Origin of the sequence: Salinicola sp. 4072 (assembly GCF_036663415.1) — a bacterium.
Lineage (GTDB): Bacteria > Pseudomonadota > Gammaproteobacteria > Pseudomonadales > Halomonadaceae > Salinicola > Salinicola salarius_A.
Genome location: NZ_JAXOVV010000020.1, coordinates 1 through 19,914, shown reverse-complemented (window position 1 = coordinate 19,914; position 19,914 = coordinate 1). Strand labels below are relative to the sequence as shown.

Sequence of the window (19,914 nt, the reverse complement as noted above, 5' to 3'; positions counted from 1 at the left end):
GCGACGGCTCAGCAAGGCGAGATTAACCGAGGAAGCGCAGTTTACGAGGTTGTAAATGAGCATTCCAAGGTTGATCTCAACACCGCTGAGCCTAGCGCAGTCGGCTATCGCGTTTTCTCAAAGACTGTTGAGGAACACCACGATCACCCCGATCGGCGCCACATAGCGCGACACGTAGTGCCACAGCACCCGGCCCTTCGGCCCCAGGCCCAGCTCCTGCTTCACGCCTTCGCTATCCAGGAACCACGCCGTGAAGACGATGGCGGCCAGCCCCGTCAGCGGCAGCATCAGCTTGCTGGTGAGCGCATCGAGCAGATCGAAGACATTGAAACCGAACGGCTGGAAGCCGGACCAGACGTTGAACGCCAGCAGCGCGGCGATGCCCAGCGACCAGGTCGCCAGCGCCGCGACAAAGGCCGAACCCAGGCGCGACAGCGGCGTGCGCTCTTCCAGGAACTCCGTCACCGGCTCCAGCAGCGAGATCGCCGAAGTCAGCGCGGCTACCGTCAGCAGCGCGAAGAAGATCGTGCCGAACGCCAGCCCCCAGGGCATGTCGATGAAAGCCAGCGGCAGCGTCACGAACAGCAGCCCCGGGCCGGCGCTCGGGTCCAGACCGTTGGCGAACACCACCGGGAAGATCGCCATGCCGGCGCCCAGCGCAATCACCGTATCCAGGATCACCACGGTGCGCGCCGTCTTGATCAGGTTGACCTCCTGCCCCAGGTAGGAGCCGTAGGCCATCATGATCCCCATGCCCAGCGACAGCGTGAAGAACGCATGCCCCAGCGCGGCGAGCACGACGCCGCCGTTCAACTTGCTCCAGTCGGGCGAGAACATGAACGCGGCCGCCTCGCCGAAGCCGGCGGTGGTCGCGCCGAAGCCGATCAGCAGGACCAGCGCCACGATCAGCAGCGGCATCAGCCACTTGGCCGCCCGCTCCAGGCCGCCCTTGACGCCGCCGGCGACGATGCCGAACGTCAGCAGCATGAAGATCGTGTGCCAGAACAGCAGCGTGCCCGGCTGGCCCAGCAGCGTGGTGAAGTAGTCACCGACATCGACCCCGCTCGACTGGCCCAGATCGCCGGTCAGCGTGCTCCAGGTGTAGTTGAGCGACCAACCGCCGACGACGCTGTAGAACGAGAGGATCAGAAACGACCCCAGCACACCGGCGATGCCCACCAGCACCCAGTCCGGCGAGAGCTTCGAATCGCGGCTGAGCTTCTGCATGGTATTGATCGGGTTGGACTGCCCGCGCCGGCCCAGCAGCCACTCGGACACCAGGATCGGCAGGCCGATCAGCGCGATACACACCAGGTAGACGAGCACGAACACGGCGCCGCCGCTGTCGCCCACCATGTAGGGAAACTTCCAGATATTGCCGAGACCCACGGCAGAACCGGTCGCCGCCAGAACGAAGGCCGTTCGCGAGGACCACTGCGCATGGGTATGGGATTGCTTGGCCATGAATTCACCATCGAGTATTGCTGTTGTCGGAAACCCGCAGCGCTCCATGACGGGCGTCGGTCACGCGAGGGGATTCTCATGTCGGCGCGGATTATAACGACTCAGGTCCGTTTCATCCCCGTTTGCCCCATGAAATCGACCAAAAGGGTAAGAATCGTCCGCATAACGCAACGATTGCGCACGCGGCACCGCGACGAGCGAGTCTTCGGAAACCTCACGCACCGGTATCGGCCGGCCGTGAACGATGCGCGAAATGTCGCGTGTTCTTGTAGGGCATCTTCATGTAGCCGGACACGCCGAGCCCGTCGATCTGCGGCACCGCCGCCAGCAGCGTCTCCAGACAGCCGCGGAATTCTTGCTCCCGGGCCGGATCGAGCAGGCGATAGTAGCTGTGGATCTTCAGGTGGGTCGGCAACGCCTCGAAGATGATCATGCCAGTGTGATGAATGGCGTTGAGTCGCGACAGCGCCTCGATCATCACCGGCGGCAGGCGCAGGAACTCCTCGGGATCCGGGCCATCCTCGAAGTAGGAGTGCTCGCGGCTGGCGTCCTCCAGCTCCGGCGTCGGGCTGACCTCGTAGGGAATCGCGCAGCCGGGCTCGGGCACGAACGGCCGGGAAGCGTCATCGCGATCGATGTGCAGGGTGCGCCGGGCGTTGAACAGGCACGCCTTGAACACGCCATCGCGGCGGCGGATCGCCCGGGCCAGGGTGATCATGTTGTTCACCGCCGCGACGAACGCCGTCCGGAGCGACGGTTCGTTGAGACTCAGCGTGGTATCGAATTCCACGCCCGCCTCGCTCCAGCGCACCGCCAGGCCGCCCACCACCGGATACTTCCCCAGCCGCCCGACCGAGACCAGAAAGGCCTTTTCGAGATCGCCCATGCCCTGCATGAAATGCTTGTAGTAGCGATCGAACTGGACGTCATTGATCGCACTCAAGGTGTCGTCGCGGTCCCGCCCGCGCAGTGACGTATCGTGCAGCACGTCCTCGCGCAGAAAGGCCTTGCGCGAGCTGTAGACCACCGTCTCGATCTCTTGCTCCAGCGAGCGCACCCACACCGGCACCAGCGGGATTTCCGGCACCGCCTGCGGCTCACGGATGATGGTGCGGGCGATGCGCGGCATATGCTCGAGAAAGTAGTCCCCGGCCCGACGGCGCAGCGCGGCGTCTTCGCTGAGCATGGCATCCAGCATCCGGGCGAACTCGATCGGCAGGCCCAGCGAGGTTGCCGGGATCGTCCCGTGGCCGAAGCGGCTGGACTGCGCGGTCGCCAGCGCATAGAGGGTCGCGGCGGCGCCCTGCTCATCGAAGCGTGGCGACGACAACGCACCGTTCAACTGTTCGTCGCCGATATAGTAGACGTCGCCCATGCGGGCGTTGGTGTGCTGGAGATCGGCGGACATCAGCTCCATCACGTTACGCGACAGGAACTGGCCTTCGGCATCGAGCTGGGCGAAGACCGAGGAGCCCCAGTCGATCAGCGCGATCTGCTCGGTCCGCGCATCGAACATCAGATTCGAGGGTTTGATGTCTCCGTGCACGACCACGCGCCCCTCGGCGGATTCACGGCGTAGCGTGCGCAGGATGTCCGCCAGCTGCGCCGCGATCCTGATCAACAGGCGTGGCGCCAGCCGCCCCTCGCGCAGCGAGAACTCCTCCAGATTGATGCCCGGCGCGCGCGCCATCACCAGCATCGCCTGATGGCGCAGGGTGCGATAGGCGATCAGTCTGGGAACGAGGGGATGATCGACCTGTTCGAGCATGAACGCCTCCTCCTCGAGGCGCTCGTGAAAAGACTGCGGCAGGTTCTGGCGGGTGAACTTGAACACATGGCTGTCGCCGGCGCCGTCGATGCCCGCGAAGACGAACCCGTAGGCGCCCTTGCCGATCAGCTCGACCTCCCGGTAGCCGACCTGGGCGAGCTGATGCCGACAGCGCTCGATCCACTCCCGCAGCTGTCGCGCCTGGCTCTGGCTGAGCAGGTAAACCGACTGCTCCTCGGGAATGTAGAACTGCTGCAGCTCCGTCGGCTCGTTCATGGGTGTTCGCTCAAAACTCAGCGCAGATCGGCCAGCATCGTCTCGGGCGCCTCCAGGTAGCCCTTCCAGCGATTGCAGAAACGCGCCATGGTGCCGCCATCCAGCACTCGATGGTCGCCGGACCAGGTCACGGTCATGATCGATCGCGCCACCACGTTGCCGTCGGCATCGAAGCGCGGCAACCGCTGAACCCGGCCGAGCGCGACGATCGCCACCTCCGGCGCGTTGATGATCGGCATGGCGTAGGTGCCGCCCAGCACGCCGATGTTGGAGATGCTGATGGTGCCGCCCTTCAGATCGCCGGGTTCGACTCGCCCCTCGCGGGCCGCCCGGGTCAGGCGTTCCACCTCGCTCGCCACTTCGCGCAGGCTCAGTCGCTCGACGTGCTTGACGTTGGGCACCAGCAGGCCGCTGGCGCTGTCCACCGCCATGCCGATATTGCAGGCGGCCTGATAATGGATGGCGTCGGCTGCCGCACTGAGCCGGCAGTTGAGCAGCGGAAACGTCGTCACCGCCAGCGCCAGCGCCTTCATCAACAGCGGCATCAGCGTCAACCGCTCACCACGCGCCTCGAAATCGCCCTTGAGGCGTTCCCGCAGCGCCAGCAACTCGGTGACGTCGAACTCGTCGCCGTAGGCAAAATGCGGAATCGTGGCTGCGGCCTCGCTCATTCGCTTGGCCATGACGGCACGCACGCCGCGCAGCGGCTCGGTCCGCTCGTCGGAGGCAGCCTCCGGCATTGGCGTTCCACGTCCCGGCGTTGCGGCTTTCGGCTGTGAATCCTGCGGTTCCGCGCGGTGCTGTTCCTGACGCTTTTCATGTTGCTGCTGGAACGCCAGCACGTCCTCCTTGAGCACCCGGCCATCCTTGCCGCTGCCGGCAATCTCCTCGAGGCGCACGCCAAGCTCGCGCACCCGGCGACGTACCGCCGGGCTGGCGGGGATACGCCGCCGCCCCGCCGACGATGCCGCGGGCGCCGAGGTTCCACGTGAAACACTCGCCAACGGGGTCGACTGCGAGGTCGACTGCGAGGTCGACTGCGGGGCGTCGGCTGCCGCGCCAGGGGCCGTGTCGGTTGTCGTGCCGAAAGCGGTGGACGTTTCGCTCGTCGCGGGGTGATAGGTGAACAGCGGCGTATGCACCCGGGCGCTCTCGCCGACCTGGCAGTGGTGCCGCGCCAGGCGCCCCGCCTCCGGCGCGGTGATCTCCATCACCGCCTTGTCGGTACTCACCTCGACCACCGGCTGATCCTCGGCGATCTCTTCGCCTTCCGCGACCCGCCACGCCACCACCTCGCACTCGACGATGCCCTCGCCGAGATCGGGCAGCAGGAACGGCTTGGCCGCGGTGGGGGCCGGCTCGTCCTGCAGCGTCGGTTCGCCCTGTGACGTCTGTTCGTCCTGCGGCGCAGGCGGCTGCGGAATTTCCGTCTCGGGGGTGGCAGCCTCGGGCGCGGGCGCGCGGGCTGCCGGGCTGTCGGCGCTATCGGTGTCAGTCGACACGACATAGGCGAACAGCGGCGCATGCACGCAGGCGGTCTCACCCTCGCCGCAGTAGAGCCGGGTCACCCGCCCGGCGTCGGGCGCGGTGATCTCCATCACCGCCTTGTCGGTGCTCACCTCGACCACCGGCTGATCCTCGGCGATGCTGTCGCCCTCGGCGACCAGCCACTTCACCACTTCGCACTCGACGATGCCCTCGCCGATATCGGGCAGCAGAAAATCGCTCATCATCGCTCCTCAGAAGTCCATCGTGCGGTGGATGGCATCGAGCACCTTCAGCGGCCCCGGCATGTACTCCTTCTCGAGCGTCAGCGGGAACGGCGTGTCGAGCCCGGTGACGCGCTCGATCGGCGACTCCAGATAGAGAAAGCAGCGTTGCTGAATGGTAGCGGCGATCTCGGCGGCGAATCCGCCGGTCAACGGCGCCTCGTGGCTGACGACCAGGCGCCCGGTCTTGAATACCGATGCCGCCACCGTCTCGATATCCCACGGCACGATGGTTCGCAGGTCGATCAGTTCGCAGGAGATACCTGACTTCTCGGCCATCTCGGCGGCCTGTTCGATCACTTCCATCTGCGCGCCCCAGGCCAGCAGCGTGATGTCGCTGCCCTCCTTGACGACTTCCGCCTGACGCAGCGGCAACTCGTAGTCGTCGTCCGGCACCTCGCCCACCGAGGCGCGATAGAGCCGCTTGGGTTCGAAGAAGATCACCGGATCCGGCGAGCGGATCGAGGCCAGCAACAGCCCTTTGGCCTGATGCGGGTTGCGCGGCACCACCACCGTCAGCCCCGGCGTGTGAGCGAAATACGCCTCCGGCGACTGGGAGTGATAGTGACCGCCGGCGATCCCGCCGCCGTAGGGCGCCCGCACGGTCAGGCCACCGACATCGAACAGGCTGCCGGAGCGATAGCGGAACTTGGCGGTCTCGTTCACCAGCTGATCGAAAGCGGGAAAGATATAGTCGGCAAACTGGATCTCGGCCACCGGCACCGAGCCCTGGGCGGCCAGGCCGTTGGCGAAGCCGACGATGCCCTGCTCCACCAGCGGCGTATTGAAGCAGCGCTCGCGACCGTATTTTTCCTGCAGGTGGCTGGTGGCACGGAACACGCCACCGAACACGCCGACATCCTCGCCGAAGCAGAGCACGCGCTCATCCAGAGCCATGGCGGTATCCAGCGCGTTGTTGACGGCCTGGAGCAGATTCATCCGGCTCATGGCTGGCCCTCCTTCCCGATACCGCCATCCAGCCAAGGTGCACTCCTGGGATAGGCCTCGGGATGGCGCCGAATATGCGCTTCCAGCGTTTCGAGCTGCTCACGCAGCAGCGGCGGCGTCTCGGCATAGACATCGCTGACCAGCGTCTCGAGTGCCGGCGGGCGGCGCTTTTCCGCCTGCTTCATGGTTTCCAGCACCTCGCGGCGCAGCGACTCGGTCAGTTCACGTTCTTCATCCTCGTTCCACCAGCCGCGATCGAGCAGCCAGCGCTGCATCCGCCGCAGCGGGTCTTTCTTGTGCCACGCTTCCTCTTCCTTCTTGCTGCGATAGCCGGACGGATCGTCGGAGGAGGAATGGGCGGCCAGGCGATAGGTCATCGCCTCGATCAGCACCGGCTCGTTCTCTTCGACCGCCAGCCGTCGCGCCTCGCGGGTCGCTTCGTACACGGCAAGGATGTCGTTGCCGTCGACGCGGATCGACTGCATGCGATAGCCGAAGGCGCGGGCGGCGACGCCATCGCCGGCGAACTGCTCGGTGACCGGCGTGGAGATGGCGTAGCCGTTGTTCCGGCACAGAAAGATCACCGGCACCTTGTGTACCGATGCCATGTTGAGCGCGGCGTGGAAGTCCCCTTCCGAGGCCGCGCCTTCGCCGAAGATCGTCAGCGTGCAGTGGCCCTTGCCGGCCAGCTTCTGGCCGTAGGCGTAGCCGGTGGCCTGGGGAATCTGGGTCGCCAGCGGCGAGGAGATCGTCAAATAGTGGAGATCCCGCGAGCCGTAGTGGATCGGCATCTGGCGGCCGTGGGCGGTGTCGCGCTCGTTGCCGAACAGCTGGTTCATGAACTCGTCGGTGGTGAAGCCGCGATAGGCCAGCGCCCCCTGCTCGCGGTACTGGGCCATGATCATGTCGGCGTCGTCCAGCGCCGCCGTGCTGCCGATCACGGCCGCCTCCTCGCCGGTACACTGCATGTAGAAGCTGAGCCGCCCCTGACGCTGGGCCGCCATCATGCGCTCGTCGAGCACCCGGGTGTAGAGCATGGCGCGATAGATGCGCCGCGCGGTGGTTTCGTCGAGAGAGGTCGACCCGGCGCCTGCATAGACGGTGCCATCGGGTTTGAGCAGGGTAAAAACGGGGATCTGGATGTCGTCGCCGTTGGCGAAGGTTGGTTTGTGCACCGGTTTCGCCGTGGATCGGTTCGTCTTCATCTGATGCTTCCTGAGATCGATGACCGAGGTTCGAGCCGCCTCGTGAGCCGCTCTTTCCCGTGAGCCCGACAAGTCGGGAAACGACCGGTTTCAACGGCCGATTCGATCTATGACCTTGACGTTAATGTCAACTTGTCGCCATCCGACCTTGGTCTTTCAGCACTAGGTCCTATTTCCCGGTCGCGTTGCCATCGCTAGAACACAGGTCAAGGTTCCACTCGGGAGATCCCCATGCAGCTGGCTGAACGCACCTTCATCGTCACCGGCGGCGGCTCCGGGCTGGGCGCTGCCACGGCGCGGATGCTGGTCGAGGCCGGTGGCAACGTGGCGCTGGTCGACCGAGACCTCGATACCGCCCGCCATCATGCCCGTACCCTTGGCGACACGGCGCTGGCCATTCAGGCCGACGTGACGCAGGAAGCCGATGGCGAGCGCGCGCTGGCCGAGACGCTCGAACGCTTCGGCGCGCTGCACGGTTTGATCAACTGCGCCGGCGTTGCGCCGGCGGAGAAGATCCATGGCAAGCGCGGCGTGCATGGCCTCGACAGCTTCCGCCGCACGATCGACATCAACTTGATCGGCACCTTCAACATGCTGCGTCTGGCAGTGGCGGCGATGCAGGAGAACCCGGCGACGGATGACGACGGCGAGCGAGGCGTGGTGATCAATACCGCCTCGGTGGCCGCGTTCGAGGGCCAGATCGGCCAGGCCGCCTATGCGGCCTCCAAGGGCGGCGTGGTCGGCCTGACCCTCCCCGCCGCCCGCGAGCTGGCCTCGTCCGGCATCCGGGTGATGGCGATCGCCCCCGGCATCTTCGACACCGCGATGATGCAAGGCATGCCCGCCGAGGTGCGCGACGGCCTCAACGCCAAGGTACCGTTTCCCAGGCGCATGGGTCACGCCGAGGAATACGCCTCGCTGGTGCGCCAGATCCTCGAGAACCGCTACCTCAACGGGGAGGTGATCAGGCTCGACGGCGGCATTCGCATGTCGGCTACGTAGAACAGGGCTGCGAGAGCGGGCGGTGCGTGAAACCGATCCAGGCAAAACACCGCCGGGGCAATCGGGACCGCCTGTCGAAACGACGCCGTGCGGAGAGCGGCGAATAGGGTCTTGCGACAGGGATGTCGCAAGAGGCGCACCAGGACAAGGATGTCCGTGTGCACCGACCCGATCATTCGCCGATCGAACGAACGGGGCTTCGTCGTTTTGTGGCGGCATTAGAGGGGGAGCGGCGAGGGGGTGAGCGTTAAACCCCATCGTCATCAGGGTCTGAAGTTGAATAAGCGGCAGCCGGTACGCTATCAGGAGTCATTGTCATGAATATCGAAGACCCGATTGTCATCGTCGGCGCCAAACGCACGCCGATGGGCGCTTTTCAGGGCGCGCTCGGCGGACTGAGCTGCCCGCAACTGGGCGCGGCGGCGATCCGCGGCGCGCTCGCGCAGGCCGGACTGCCGCCGGACGCCGTCGACGAGCTAGTCATCAATGAAGTGCTCATGGGCTGCGTGCTGCCGGCGGGCCTCGGCCAGGCGCCGGCCCGCCAGGCGGCCCTCGGCGCAGGGCTCGCCGAATCGACGCCCTGCACCACCGTCAACAAGATGTGCGGCTCCGGCATGAAGGCGATCATGCAGGCATTCGATGCGCTGCGTGTGGGTAGCGCCGAACATGCCATCGCCGGCGGCATGGAGAGCATGAGCAACGCCCCCTATCTGCTGCCCAAGGCCCGCGCCGGGCTGCGCATGGGGCACGCCCAGGTGCTCGATCACATGTTTCTCGATGGGCTCGAGGACGCCTACGAGCCGGGCAGGCTGATGGGCACCTACGCCGAAGCGTGCGCCGAAGCGTTCGGCTTCACCCGCGAAGCCCAGGACGACTACGCCATCGCCTCGCTGACCCGGGCCAGACGGGCGATCGAATCCGGCGTGTTCGCCAGCGAGATCGTGGCGCTGGAGGCGCCGGCCGGGCGCGGTACGGATCGCGTCGAGCACGACGAGGCGCCGTACAAGGCCAATATCGACCGCATCGCGCAATTGAAACCGGCCTTTCGCGACGGCGGCACGGTCACCGCCGCCAACTCGAGCTCGATCTCCGACGGCGCCGCGGCGCTGGTGCTGATGCGCCAGCGCGAGGCCGAGCGGCTGGGGCTGACGCCGCTGGCCCGGATCCACGGTCATGTCAGCCACGCCATGCGCCCCGGCGACTTCCCGGTGGCCCCGATCCACGCCATCCGCAAGCTGCACGAACGGCTCGGCTGGTCGCGGGAGAACGTCGATCTCTACGAGATCAACGAAGCCTTCGCGGTGGTGGCCATGGCGGCGATGCGTGAACTCGGCCTCGATCACGCGCGAGTCAACGTTCACGGCGGCGCCTGCGCGCTGGGCCATCCCATCGGCGCCTCTGGTGCGCGGATCGTGGTCACGCTGCTCAACGCGCTGACGCATCACGGCATGACACGCGGCGTGGCGGCGATCTGCATCGGCGGTGGAGAGGCCACGGCTGTGGGGATCGAGAGGTTGAGATAGAGCTATGAACGAGTAAGGCCCGCGCACCTCTTGCCGCGATCGCATCGCCCACCACAAGATTCCACACTACGTCAGATTCGTTGACGCGTTTCCGATAACCGTCAGCGGCAAGGTACAGAAATTTGGCATGCGACGAGTCAGGAGCTGGGGCTCGGCGACTAGCCGTTTCTTGTCTGAATCAAAATGATGAGCCCGAATATCTCCGGCTTGTTCATAGGCCAGTTTTGGGTCTCCCTCTCGCCAGCGAAAATCTGCTCTAACCAGACTCCCTAGCAAAAACTAAAGAAGACTAGTATTTTTCCTTAGTTTTCACTATCCATCGCTAGAGTCTCTTTAGGAACCTTAAATGGACCCATATGGAAATCCATTCGCACCTGGCGCCGGTAGCCGTCCGCCCGAGCTTGCTGGCCGCGATGCGATTCTGCAGGCTGCCAAGATATCGTGTGGGCGCGCAATCAAAGGACGGTCTGCTCGTTCGATTATGCTGCTAGGCCTCCGCGGTACCGGTAAAACGGTTCTACTAAGCGAGATCGGTCGCATCGCTGATGCTGAGGGATTCCTTGTTTCCAGAGTTGAAGCTCCCGAAGAAACCAATCTGGCAAGCCTTCTCTACCCCGAGATGCGTAAGGTGTCTCGCTCCCTATCAGGAGTCGAAACAGCCAAACACCATGCTTCACGTGCTCTAGGCGGGCTACGCAATTTCGCCTCCGTGTTCAACATCGAAGTTTCAGGCGTGAACATTGGCGTCGAACCACCTCCAGAGCCAGGCTTGGCCGAGAGCGGTGATATGCAACATGATCTACCCGACCTCTTTGACCAAATCGGTCGCGCTGCCCAAGCTGCGAATAAAGGCTGGGTTCTTCTAATTGATGAGGTTCAATATCTCTCTCAGCAAGATCTCTCTGCTCTGATCGTTGCCCTTCACCGTATATCTCAAGATGGGAGGCCTATCGTTTTCATAGGTGCCGGACTGCCTCAAGTAGCCCGACTCGCGGGCGAAGCTAAATCCTATGCAGAAAGATTATTCAATTATCCTGTCGTTGGCGCACTTGATCAGGAAGCCGCTGCGAAAGCTATAGAAAAGCCGATCATTGACGAAGACGCATCCATCTCTCACGAAGCGCTATCGACAATTTTCGATGTAACGAAGGGCTATCCATTCTTCTTGCAGGAGCTTGCCTCCTTTTCTTGGGACAACGCACCGGGACCCGAAATCAACGAAAGCGATGTTCTTAAATCCTATGCAGAAACGATCAGTTCTCTAGACAACGGTTTCTTCAGAGTCCGCTTGGACCGTTTAACCAAAGCGGAGGTGGGATTCGTCAAGGCGATGGCGGCTCTTGGCGACGGTCCGTATCAAGTTGCCGATATCGCTAGAGCAATGAATCGCACGCAGAAATCAATCGGCCCGGCGCGCGCGAGCATAATTTATAAAGGAATGATTTATAGCACCGACCATGGCTACCTTGATTTTACAGTTCCGCTTTTCGCTGATTTCATCAGGCGAAAGCACATCTCTGAAGACTGATTTTTCAGCCTACGTATTTTAGTAAAGCCGGCACGTCGAAGCTTCAGTGAAGCGAAGCCAGACGCTGAACTCATCCACGGTTGACCACCGCCATGGTCAACCGCGACATGCACACCAGCCGGCCGCGTTCGTCTTCGATGCGGATTTCCCATAGCTGAGTGGTGGCGCCGAGATGCAGCGGTCGGGCGCAGCCTTCGACCCAGCCCTCGCGCATCGCGCGAACGTGGTTGGCGTTGATCTCGAGCCCCACCGCCATCTTGTTCGGGTCCGCCAAGCAAAGATTGGCGGCGATACTGCCCAGCGTTTCCGCCAGCACCACCGAACCGCCGCCGTGGAGCAGCCCGTAGGGTTGGCGGGTTCGATCATCCACCGGCATTCGCCCGCGCAGGCAGTCTTCGCCCAGCTCGGTGAATTCGATGCCGACATGGCTGACCAACGTGTTCCGGCACTCGGCGGTGAGCGCGTTCAAGGGTGACTCGCGTTTCCAGATCGACATAGGGGCCCCGGTTTTCCCAAGTAGAAGTGAACGTTTCCAGACGCCTGTCTTACCACATTGACGCTAACGTCAGTCCACTCGAATTGTTGGCCTCCAGAACGAGCGAATTCGGTTCGCCATTCCACCCTAGACCATGGTCGAGGGGCTCTAGCCGCCCCTGTAAATTGACGTTAACGTCAACGTACTAAGACAGAGAAGCTGTACCCGACAGCGAGGATGCCACCATGCACGCCCCCTACACCGAGCTCGATTTCGGCCTCGACGACACGCTCAACATGCTGCGCGAGCAGGTCAACGCCTTTGCCCGCGACGAGATCGCCCCGCGCGCGGCCCAGATCGACCACGACAACGCCTTTCCCAATGAGCTGTGGCAGAAGTTCGGCGACATGGGCCTGCTGGGTATCACCGTCAGCGAAGAAGACGGCGGCAGCGGCATGGGCTATCTCGCCCACTGCATCGCGATGGAGGAGATCTCCCGCGCCAGCGCCTCGGTAGGTCTGTCCTACGGCGCTCACTCGAATCTGTGCGTCAACCAGCTAAAGCTCAATGGCAACACCGCTCAGAAAGAAAAGTACCTACCCAAGCTGATCAGCGGCGAGCATATCGGTGCCTTGGCGATGTCCGAGCCCGGTGCCGGCTCCGATGTCGTCTCGATGAAATTGCGTGCCGAGAAGCGCGGTGATCACTACGTGCTCAACGGCAACAAGATGTGGATCACCAACGGCCCTGACGCCCATGTGCTGGTGGTCTACGCCAAGACCGACCCGGACGCCGGCGCCAAGGGCATCACCGCGTTTCTGATCGAGAAGGATTTTGCCGGCTTCTCCACCGCGCAGAAGCTCGACAAGCTGGGCATGCGTGGCTCCAACACCTGCGAGCTGGTGTTCACCGACTGCGAAGTGCCGGCGGAAAACGTGCTGGGCGAGGAGAACCGCGGCGTACGCGTGCTGATGAGCGGGCTCGATTACGAGCGCACCGTGCTCGCCGCCGGTCCGGTAGGCATCATGCAGGCGTGCCTGGACGTAGTGGTGCCCTACATCCATGAGCGTAAGCAGTTCGACCAGTCGATCGGCGAATTCCAGTTGGTGCAGGGCAAGATTGCCGACATGTACACCACGCTGACTGCCTGCCGCGCCTATCTGTATGCCGTCGCTAGTGCCTGCGATCGCGGTCAGGCATCACGCAAGGATGCCGCCGGCGTGATTCTCTACTGCGCCGAAAAAGCGACCCAGGTGGCGCTCGATGCCATCCAACTGCTCGGCGGCAATGGCTACACCAATGAATACCCCACCGGACGGCTGCTGCGTGATGCCAAACTCTACGAGATCGGCGCCGGCACCAGCGAGATTCGGCGCATGCTGATTGGCCGTGAGCTGTTCAATGAATCGAAATAAGACTCCTGCCGATAGCCGAGGCGTTTCATGAGCATCCTGCACACCCAGATCAACCCCCGCACCGAGGTCTTCCAGGCCAACGAGGCGGCGATGCGCGCCGAGGTCGACAAGCTGCGCGAAATGACCGCATCGATCGCCCGGGGCGGTGGGAAGAAGGCACGTGAACGTCACGAAGCGCGCGGCAAGCTGTTCGTGCGCGACCGGATCGACCATCTGCTCGACGAGGGCTCGCCGTTTCTTGAATTCTCCGTACTCGCCGCGCATGACGTCTACGACTCCACTATACCCGCCGCCGGCGTGGTTACCGGCATCGGTCGAGTCTCCGGCATCGAGTGCGTGATCGTCGCCAACGATGCCACGGTCAAGGGCGGCACCTACTTCCCGCTGACGGTGAAGAAACACCTGCGCGCCCAGGAGATCGCCCGCAAGCACCGGCTGCCCTGCGTCTACCTGGTCGACTCCGGCGGCGCCTACCTGCCCGAGCAGGACGAGGTCTTTCCCGACCATGACGACTTCGGCCGTATCTTCTACAACCAGGCCACGCTTTCCGCCGCCGGCATTCCGCAGATCGCCGTGGTGATGGGCTCCTGCACCGCCGGCGGCGCCTACGTGCCGGCGATGGCCGACGAATCGATCATCGTGCGCGGCCAGGGGACGATCTTCCTCGGCGGGCCGCCGCTGGTGAAGGCCGCCACTGGCGAGACCATCAGTGCCGAGGATCTGGGCGGTGCCGACGTCCACGCCAAGATCAGCGGCGTGGTCGACCACTATGCCGAGAACGACGCCCACGCGTTGCAGCTCGCCCGCCGCGCCGTCTCCCGGCTCAACTGGCACAAGCGCGGCCGGTTGGCGATGCGCGAGCCTCGCCCGCCGCGGCTCGACCCGAGCGAGCTCTATGGCATCGTCGGTACCGACCTGCGCAAGCCGTACGACGTGCGCGAGGTGATCGCGCGGCTGGTGGACGATTCCGATTTCGACGAATTCAAGCGCTACTACGGCGACACCCTGGTCACCGGCTTCGCCCACTGGTGCGGCCATCCGGTAGGCATCGTCGCCAACAATGGCGTGCTGTTCTCGGAATCCGCGCAGAAAGGCGCGCACTTCATCGAGCTCTGTGCCCAGCGCCAGATTCCGCTGATCTTTCTGCAGAACATCACCGGCTTCATGGTCGGCTCCAAGTACGAGCAGGAAGGCATCGCCAAGCACGGCGCCAAGCTGGTCACCGCCGTGGCCTGCGCGAAAGTGCCCAAGTTCACCGTGCTGATCGGCGGCAGCTTCGGTGCCGGCAACTACGGCATGTGCGGCCGCGCCTATGACCCGAATCTCTTGTTCATGTGGCCCAACGCGCGCATCTCGGTGATGGGCGGCGAGCAGGCCGCCAACGTGCTGGCCCAGGTGAAGCGCGAGCAGCTCGAACGCGACGGCAGCGACTGGCCGGAAGACGAGGAAGCGGCGTTCAAGGCGCCGATTCGCGAACAGTACGAACGCCAGGGACACCCCTATTACGCTAGCGCCCGGCTGTGGGACGACGGCGTGATCGACCCGCTGCAGACCCGCGACGTGATCGGCCTGGCACTATCAGCCGCAATGAATGCGGAGATCGAGGAGACGCGCTTCGGCGTGTTCCGCATGTAGGGTGCTTCGCACCAAGCCACGAGCAGCTCGAAGCTCGAAGCAAACATGATCATGAGAGGTCGCCATGGCAGCCATATCCGATAGCTTCACCCATTTGACCATCGATGCCCGCGGCGTCGCACGGCTGACGTTGGACCGCCCCGAGGTGCACAACGCCTTCGACGATGCGTTGATCAAAGAGCTCAACGCCCATCTCGAACGCCTGCACGCGCTGGCCGAACGTAGCGAGGTGCGGGTGGTGGTGCTGGGCTCCGACGGCAAGCACTTCTCCGCCGGGGCGGATCTCAACGGCATGAAGCGCATGGTCGACTTCAGCTTCGACGATAACCTCAAAGACGCCCGCGAGCTGGCACGGCTGATGCAGAAGCTGGACGCGCTGCCCTGCCCGACCCTGTGCCGCGTGCAGGGCGCGGCCTACGGCGGCGCGGTGGGGCTCGCCGCCTGCTGCGATGTGGTGATCGCGTCCGACAAGGCGAGGTTCTGCCTGTCGGAAGTGCGTATCGGCCTGTCGCCGGCAGTGATCAGCCCCTATGTCCAGCGCGCCATCGGCCCGCGTCAGATGCGGCGCTACGCGCTCACCGCCGAGGTGATCGACGCCGCCACCGCGCAGGCGCTGGGGCTGGTGCATGAGGTGGCCGATGGGGAAGCACTGGACGCCCGGATCGATCAGATGATCGATCAATTGCTCGCCGCCTCACCCCAGGCCCAGCGCGCCACCAAGGCGCTGCTGGCCCGCATCGCCCGCGATCCCGACAGCGACGCCACGGTGGATGCCACCTGCCGCACCATCAGCGAATTGCGGGTCAGCCGCGAAGGTCAGGAGGGGCTCGCCGCCTTCTTCGACAAGCGCCCGCCCGCCTGGCAACGCATGGGTGGTGCCAACGGGGATCAGGACGGCAACACGGATAACAAGGAATCGCGCTCATGAGCCTGACAAATGCGCCTCGCCCGCTACGATCGGTGCTGATCGCCAACCGCGGCGAGATCGCCTGCCGCGTGATGCGCACCGCCCGCCGCCTGGGGCTTCGCACCATCGCCGTCTATTCCGATGCCGACGCCAACGCGCGCCACGTGCGCGAAGCCGACGAGGCCGTGCGTCTCGGCCCTGCACCCGCGCGGGAGAGCTATCTCGATATCGACAAGGTCATTGCCGCCGCCAAGCTCAGCGGCGCCGACGCCATTCATCCGGGTTACGGGTTTCTCTCCGAGAATGCCGAATTCGTCGCCGCCTGCGAGGCCGCCGAGATCGTTTTCGTCGGCCCGCCGGCCAGCGCCATCGCCGCAATGGGTGACAAGGCGTCGGCCAAGGCGCGCATGGCCAACGCCGGCGTGCCGCTGGTGCCCGGCTACCATGGCGAGGCCCAGGACGATGCCCTGTTGAGGGAGGAAGCCGGAAAGATCGGCTACCCGGTGCTGCTGAAAGCCAGCGCTGGCGGCGGTGGCAAGGGCATGCGCGTGGTCGAATCCGACCGCGAGTTCCAGGCCGCCCTCGACGGCTGCCGCCGGGAGTCCCGCGCCGCGTTCGGTGACGAACGCATGCTGATCGAGAAGTACCTGACCCAGCCGCGCCACGTCGAGGTCCAGGTGTTCTGCGACAGCCAGGGCGACGGCGTCTACCTGTTCGAGCGCGACTGCTCGGTGCAGCGCCGCCACCAAAAGGTGCTGGAAGAAGCCCCCGCGCCCAACCTGCCCCCCGCGCTGCGCAAGGCGATGGGCGAAGCTGCCGTCCGCGCCGCCCAGGAGATCGGCTACGTCGGCGCCGGGACGGTGGAGTTCCTGCTGGATGCCGCCTCTGAAACCTCTTCGAGCGAAGCGGCGCATTTCTACTTCATGGAGATGAACACACGCCTGCAGGTCGAGCACCCGGTGACCGAGATGATTACCGGCGAGGATCTGGTCGAGTGGCAGCTGCGTGTCGCCGCTGGCCTCTCGCTGCCCAAGGCCCAGGACGCGCTGACGTTGACCGGCCACGCCATCGAAGCGCGGCTCTACGCCGAAGACCCGGACAACGACTTTCTGCCCGCCACCGGCAAGCTCGAACGCTTCCGTCTCGACCTGAACGCCGGCGGCCTGGCGCCGGATCGCGTGCGTCTGGATAGCGGCGTCGAAGCCGGTGATGACGTCTCGATGCACTACGACCCGATGCTGGCCAAGCTGATCGTCCACGGCGAGGATCGCGGCCAGGCCCTGGCGGAGATGGATCGCGCGCTGGCAGCGCTGGATGTCTCCGGCGTGACCACCAACCGGCGCTTTCTGCAGCGCCTGGTGACGCATCCGGATTTCATCGCCGCCCGGCTCGACACCCGCTTTATCGAACACCACCACGATGATCTGTTCGCGAATGAACCGGTCACCGACGCGGACATTGCCCGCGCCGCGCTGGTGGCGCTCGACCGGCTGGATCGAGCCAGCGATGAACGTTCTCCGTGGGAGCGCAGTGACGGCTGGCGACTCAACGCCCCGCAGCATGTTCGACTGGCGTTTGCCGAAGCCGAAGGCACGCCACCGATCCCCGTGGTCGCAACACGCTCTGCATCGCACTCAACTTGGCAACTGAGCGTGAATCGGAATGGAGAAGAGTCGAATCACTACGAGGGGAAGTTGCAGCGGCTCGACGGCGACGCCGTGGCGATCACGCTGGATGGCCATCGCCGTCGCCTGCTGGCGCGCACCGAACTATCGGCCGGGGGCGAAACGATCATCCTCACCGCCGCCGGCTTCGAGTCCCGCCTGATCTGGCGGCGCTCGGATCGGGTCGATCATCTATCGCATGAGGTCGCGGCCAAACTGAGCGCCCCCATGCACGGCACCGTGGTGGCGCTGCTGGTCGAACCCGGCCAACCGGTCGAGAAAGGCACGCCGCTGGTGGTGGTGGAAGCGATGAAGATGGAACACACCCTGAGCGCCCCCGCCGCCGGCGCGGTGGAAGCGTTTCACTTCAAGGTGGGCGACGCCGTGGCGCAGGGGGACGAGCTATTGGCGTTCGCCAGTGCCGAAGCGACTGAGGGGGTGTGAGATGGGTATGCCGAAACGGGTGAGTATCGTCGAAGTCGGCCCACGAGACGGACTACAGAACGAAGCCGAACCCATCACCACCGCCGCCAAGCTGGAACTGATCGACCGGCTCGGCGCGGCGGGACTCAAACGGATCGAAGCGGCGAGTTTCGTCTCGCCCAAGTGGGTGCCGCAGATGGCGGATCACCGCGAGGTGATGACCGGCATTCGCCGCCGGCCGGGCGTAGTCTACTCCGCGCTCACGCCCAATCTGAAAGGGCTGGAAGCCGCGCTCGAGTGCGGCGTCGAGGAGGTCGCCGTCTTCGCGGCGGCCAGCGAAGCGTTCTCGCAAAAGAACATCAACTGCTCCATCGTCGAGTCGCTGGATCGCTTCGCTCCGGTGATCGAACGCGCCCGTGAAGCGAACGTGCGCGTGCGCGGCTATGTCTCCTGCGTGCTTGGCTGCCCGTATGAAGGAGAGGTCGCCCCAGCTCGGGTCGCCGAAGTCTCCACAGCGCTATATGAGATGGGCTGCTACGAGGTTTCGCTAGGCGACACCATCGGCGTCGGCACCCCGCTAAAAGCGAAACGCCTGCTCGAAGCCGTCGCGCACGACATTCCGATGAACAAGCTCGCCGCCCACTTCCACGACACTTACGGCCAGGCACTGGCCAATCTTTACGCCGTGCTCGAGGAAGGCATCGGCGTGATCGACAGCGCCGTCGCCGGCCTCGGCGGCTGCCCCTATGCCAAGGGCGCCACCGGCAACGTCGCCACGGAAGACGTTGTCTACCTGCTCAACGGCCTGGGTATCGAGACCGGCGTGGATCTGGATAAGCTGGCAGAGACAGGGGTGTGGATAACACAAACCATCGGCAAGCCGAATCGGTCGAAGGTGGGTGTGGCGTTGGCGGCAAACAGCTCATCGCATTAGCTTGGCTCGTGTATCTACGAAGCCGTGCTCAGACGCGAGATTGGCACCCAAGCGGTGGAGAAATTGCCAGACAACCGCGACTGGTCATGAATTATTCGTAGTGGCTCCAGAGCCTGAGAACCTTCACCACCCGCTCGTCTTCGATCACTTGATAGACCAGACGATGTTGGATATTGATGCGGCGTGAATAGGCCCCGGTGAGATCACCAATGAGCTTCTCAAACGGAGGTGGCTTGCGGTAAGGGTCTTCCGCAATCAGCGCCAGCAATTCCTGGGCTTTTGGCTTGAGACCGCTGGAGGCCAGTTTCTTCGCGCCTTTCTGGGCTTGCTTGGTGTAAACCAACCTCCATGTCACCAGTCCAGCTCCTCATCGCATTCATCCACGGAAGTTTCCATTCCCTCACGAATAGACTCGCGCATACCTGGCACGGAGAGCAGATAAAGCGTTTCCTGAATGGCCGACCAGTCTTCTTCGGAGACCAGAACCGCTTTGTTCCGCTTACCCATGATGACGATGGGTTGATGGGATTCGGCGGTTTCATCGATCAACCGATAGAGATTGCTACGCGCCTCAGTGGCTGTGATTCCGGTCATGACGCATCTCCTGCTTGTTCAACTGATATCAATGTACGCCTTTAGGTACGTACGTCAAGACGAACGACACGCATCAGCCGACCGCCAGCGATGGCACAAGCTGTACTGGCCCGGCGGATTCCTGCACCACCGCTTCGGCAATGGTGAGTGGCATGGAGCTGGACCAGTTGGCGTTGATCGAGGTGTGAATAGCACAAACGATTGGGAGACGAATTGGTCGAGGGAGTGGCATGGAGCCCAATTAGCGTTCTGATAACCCCGGCTTATTCATGAGGCCGGCCCGAAAACGAAGATAGCGGATGGTATTCTCTTGAAAATTCAGTGTGTTCCGCCAAGAATCTGAACCAAGAGAGCCATCCGCTATGGGTGAAAGCCTATCCACCT

Annotated in this window: 16 protein-coding genes; 8 read left to right on the top strand and 8 right to left on the bottom strand. The window is 63.9% G+C overall.

Going from position 1 to position 19,914, the window contains the following annotated elements:
- Positions 1 to 117: 117 nt before the first annotated feature.
- The 5 genes from R3F72_RS13510 to R3F72_RS13490 form a co-directional block, all read right to left on the bottom strand.
- The gene (locus R3F72_RS13510; protein WP_087720150.1) at positions 118 to 1,464 is read right to left on the bottom strand and encodes a sodium-dependent transporter; all 1,347 of its coding nucleotides are present in this window, start codon (positions 1,462 to 1,464) and stop codon (positions 118 to 120) included.
- Between the two features lie 214 nt (positions 1,465 to 1,678).
- A complete protein-coding gene (locus tag R3F72_RS13505) occupies positions 1,679 to 3,508 on the bottom strand; it encodes a protein kinase domain-containing protein (RefSeq protein ID WP_087720151.1) in 1,830 nt (609 codons plus the stop codon).
- 17 nt (positions 3,509 to 3,525) lie between these two features.
- Positions 3,526 to 5,238, bottom strand: coding sequence for a dihydrolipoyllysine-residue acetyltransferase (locus R3F72_RS13500; protein WP_332779911.1), 1,713 nt, complete (start codon positions 5,236 to 5,238; stop codon positions 3,526 to 3,528).
- 9 nt (positions 5,239 to 5,247) lie between these two features.
- Positions 5,248 to 6,225 (bottom strand): alpha-ketoacid dehydrogenase subunit beta, encoded by a 978-nt coding sequence (locus tag R3F72_RS13495; RefSeq protein ID WP_332779910.1) that lies wholly within the window; start codon positions 6,223 to 6,225, stop codon positions 5,248 to 5,250.
- Positions 6,222 to 7,430: a thiamine pyrophosphate-dependent dehydrogenase E1 component subunit alpha gene (locus R3F72_RS13490; protein ID WP_332779909.1), complete on the bottom strand. Its 1,209-nt coding sequence runs from the start codon at positions 7,428 to 7,430 to the stop codon at positions 6,222 to 6,224. Before R3F72_RS13490 ends, R3F72_RS13495 begins: the two co-directional genes overlap by 4 nt.
- A 231-nt stretch (positions 7,431 to 7,661) precedes the next feature.
- Between R3F72_RS13490 and R3F72_RS13485 the strand changes: the two genes are divergently transcribed.
- From R3F72_RS13485 to R3F72_RS13475, 3 genes are all read left to right on the top strand, one after another.
- On the top strand, positions 7,662 to 8,432 hold the full coding sequence (locus R3F72_RS13485) for an SDR family NAD(P)-dependent oxidoreductase (protein WP_332779908.1): 771 nt from the start codon (positions 7,662 to 7,664) through the stop codon (positions 8,430 to 8,432).
- A gap of 317 nt (positions 8,433 to 8,749) precedes the next feature.
- Positions 8,750 to 9,955 carry an acetyl-CoA C-acyltransferase gene (locus R3F72_RS13480; RefSeq protein ID WP_332779907.1) on the top strand — a complete coding sequence of 402 codons (1,206 nt, stop codon included), beginning with the start codon at positions 8,750 to 8,752 and terminating at the stop codon, positions 9,953 to 9,955.
- Positions 9,956 to 10,301: 346 nt separating this feature from the next.
- Positions 10,302 to 11,483, top strand: coding sequence for an ATP-binding protein (locus tag R3F72_RS13475; RefSeq protein ID WP_087720157.1), 1,182 nt, complete (start codon positions 10,302 to 10,304; stop codon positions 11,481 to 11,483).
- Positions 11,484 to 11,553: 70 nt separating this feature from the next.
- Here R3F72_RS13475 and R3F72_RS13470 read toward each other — a convergent pair whose 3' ends face one another.
- A complete protein-coding gene (locus tag R3F72_RS13470; RefSeq protein WP_087720981.1) occupies positions 11,554 to 11,979 on the bottom strand; it encodes a hotdog fold thioesterase in 426 nt (141 codons plus the stop codon).
- Positions 11,980 to 12,203: 224 nt separating this feature from the next.
- On the opposite strand from R3F72_RS13470, the gene R3F72_RS13465 reads away from it, so the two are divergent.
- The 5 genes from R3F72_RS13465 to R3F72_RS13445 all read left to right on the top strand — a co-directional run bounded on the left by R3F72_RS13465 (position 12,204) and on the right by R3F72_RS13445 (position 18,936).
- Positions 12,204 to 13,373 (top strand): isovaleryl-CoA dehydrogenase, encoded by a 1,170-nt coding sequence (locus R3F72_RS13465; protein ID WP_332779906.1) that lies wholly within the window; start codon positions 12,204 to 12,206, stop codon positions 13,371 to 13,373.
- 27 nt (positions 13,374 to 13,400) lie between these two features.
- Positions 13,401 to 15,008 carry a carboxyl transferase domain-containing protein gene (locus tag R3F72_RS13460; protein ID WP_332779905.1) on the top strand — a complete coding sequence of 536 codons (1,608 nt, stop codon included), beginning with the start codon at positions 13,401 to 13,403 and terminating at the stop codon, positions 15,006 to 15,008.
- A gap of 64 nt (positions 15,009 to 15,072) precedes the next feature.
- On the top strand, positions 15,073 to 15,936 hold the full coding sequence (locus R3F72_RS13455) for an enoyl-CoA hydratase-related protein (protein ID WP_332779904.1): 864 nt from the start codon (positions 15,073 to 15,075) through the stop codon (positions 15,934 to 15,936).
- Positions 15,933 to 18,023 carry an acetyl/propionyl/methylcrotonyl-CoA carboxylase subunit alpha gene (locus R3F72_RS13450; RefSeq protein ID WP_332779903.1) on the top strand — a complete coding sequence of 697 codons (2,091 nt, stop codon included), beginning with the start codon at positions 15,933 to 15,935 and terminating at the stop codon, positions 18,021 to 18,023. The genes R3F72_RS13455 and R3F72_RS13450 overlap by 4 nt, the downstream gene beginning before the upstream one ends.
- Position 18,024: 1 nt before the next feature.
- Positions 18,025 to 18,936 carry a hydroxymethylglutaryl-CoA lyase gene (locus R3F72_RS13445; protein ID WP_087720985.1) on the top strand — a complete coding sequence of 304 codons (912 nt, stop codon included), beginning with the start codon at positions 18,025 to 18,027 and terminating at the stop codon, positions 18,934 to 18,936.
- A 91-nt stretch (positions 18,937 to 19,027) separates the two neighbouring features.
- Here the strand turns inward: R3F72_RS13445 and R3F72_RS13440 are convergent, their stop codons facing one another.
- Entirely contained in the window at positions 19,028 to 19,291 is a 264-nt protein-coding gene (locus tag R3F72_RS13440) for a Txe/YoeB family addiction module toxin (RefSeq protein WP_332779902.1), read from the bottom strand.
- Positions 19,288 to 19,530: a type II toxin-antitoxin system Phd/YefM family antitoxin gene (locus R3F72_RS13435; protein WP_087720986.1), complete on the bottom strand. Its 243-nt coding sequence runs from the start codon at positions 19,528 to 19,530 to the stop codon at positions 19,288 to 19,290. Before R3F72_RS13435 ends, R3F72_RS13440 begins: the two co-directional genes overlap by 4 nt.
- Positions 19,531 to 19,914: the final 384 nt, after the last annotated feature.

Excerpts from the sequence above, each read along its gene's own strand:
- R3F72_RS13510 (WP_087720150.1), bottom strand. The coding sequence starts at position 1,464 with ATGGCCAAGCAATCCCATACCCATGCGCAGTGGTCCTCGCGAACGGCC.
- R3F72_RS13505 (WP_087720151.1), bottom strand. The coding sequence starts at position 3,508 with ATGAACGAGCCGACGGAGCTGCAGCAGTTCTACATTCCCGAGGAGCAG.
- R3F72_RS13500 (WP_332779911.1), bottom strand. The coding sequence starts at position 5,238 with ATGAGCGATTTTCTGCTGCCCGATATCGGCGAGGGCATCGTCGAGTGC.
- R3F72_RS13495 (WP_332779910.1), bottom strand. The coding sequence starts at position 6,225 with ATGAGCCGGATGAATCTGCTCCAGGCCGTCAACAACGCGCTGGATACC.
- R3F72_RS13490 (WP_332779909.1), bottom strand. The coding sequence starts at position 7,430 with ATGAAGACGAACCGATCCACGGCGAAACCGGTGCACAAACCAACCTTC.
- R3F72_RS13485 (WP_332779908.1), top strand. The coding sequence starts at position 7,662 with ATGCAGCTGGCTGAACGCACCTTCATCGTCACCGGCGGCGGCTCCGGG.
- R3F72_RS13480 (WP_332779907.1), top strand. The coding sequence starts at position 8,750 with ATGAATATCGAAGACCCGATTGTCATCGTCGGCGCCAAACGCACGCCG.
- R3F72_RS13475 (WP_087720157.1), top strand. The coding sequence starts at position 10,302 with ATGGACCCATATGGAAATCCATTCGCACCTGGCGCCGGTAGCCGTCCG.
- R3F72_RS13470 (WP_087720981.1), bottom strand. The coding sequence starts at position 11,979 with ATGTCGATCTGGAAACGCGAGTCACCCTTGAACGCGCTCACCGCCGAG.
- R3F72_RS13465 (WP_332779906.1), top strand. The coding sequence starts at position 12,204 with ATGCACGCCCCCTACACCGAGCTCGATTTCGGCCTCGACGACACGCTC.
- R3F72_RS13460 (WP_332779905.1), top strand. The coding sequence starts at position 13,401 with ATGAGCATCCTGCACACCCAGATCAACCCCCGCACCGAGGTCTTCCAG.
- R3F72_RS13455 (WP_332779904.1), top strand. The coding sequence starts at position 15,073 with ATGGCAGCCATATCCGATAGCTTCACCCATTTGACCATCGATGCCCGC.
- R3F72_RS13450 (WP_332779903.1), top strand. The coding sequence starts at position 15,933 with ATGAGCCTGACAAATGCGCCTCGCCCGCTACGATCGGTGCTGATCGCC.
- R3F72_RS13445 (WP_087720985.1), top strand. The coding sequence starts at position 18,025 with ATGGGTATGCCGAAACGGGTGAGTATCGTCGAAGTCGGCCCACGAGAC.
- R3F72_RS13435 (WP_087720986.1), bottom strand. The coding sequence starts at position 19,530 with ATGACCGGAATCACAGCCACTGAGGCGCGTAGCAATCTCTATCGGTTG.